The organism is Microvirga sp. HBU67558 (assembly GCF_018069605.1).
Classification (GTDB): domain Bacteria; phylum Pseudomonadota; class Alphaproteobacteria; order Rhizobiales; family Beijerinckiaceae; genus Microvirga; species Microvirga terrae.
The window spans coordinates 1-595 of record NZ_JAGPUP010000233.1 but is presented as its reverse complement, the minus strand read 5'-3'; the positions used below and the strand labels follow the sequence as shown (position 1 = coordinate 595).

General features: G+C 65.5%; 1 protein-coding gene. It reads right to left on the bottom strand.

Going from position 1 to position 595, the window contains the following annotated elements; translation table 11 throughout:
- Positions 1-300: helix-turn-helix transcriptional regulator (locus tag KBI52_RS00980; protein ID WP_210804801.1), on the bottom strand; the 300-nt coding region annotated here is incomplete at its 3' end.
- Positions 301-595 lie beyond the last annotated feature (295 nt).

Sequence of the window (595 nt, the reverse complement as noted above, 5' to 3'; positions counted from 1 at the left end):
GTCTTCGAGGTCATCGAAACGGCCTTGCCAGAAGCCGGCCATTCGGCTCGTCCAGTCGATCAGCGGGGACAAGGCTTTGGGCTGCGCGCTGTAGTGCGTCTGACGTCCCTCGTGGCGGTCGCGCACCAGCCCGGCCTGCCGCAGGACGGCGAGGTGCTTCGAGACGGCCGGTTGCGAGACCCCCGCCCGAGCCGTCAGGGCCGCCACCGTCTGATCCCCATGGCGGCACAGCCGCTCGAAAATCGCCCGTCGCGTCGGATCGGCGAGCGCCCTGAACAGGACATCGTGGGATTGTGCCATTGCAAATGATAACTCGGTGGTTATTGATCCAAACCAATAACCACCGAGTTATGTGTGAGTCAAGCGAGGTCTGCGGGACAGGCGCGACAATCCTCGTGGCCGAAGCCTGCGTCCTCGACCGGGATTCGAGCCATGCGGGCTTTCGCCGTATCAGGCCGCGAGGGCCTGCTGGCGCAAGACCTCGCCCAAAGTGACCTCGCCCCGGAACCCGCCGGTGCTGGTTGCGGGTTCCCCACGTTCGATCGCATGCGCGAACCGGACGGCCGGATCCGCCTCGAGTTTCCCGAACAAGCGC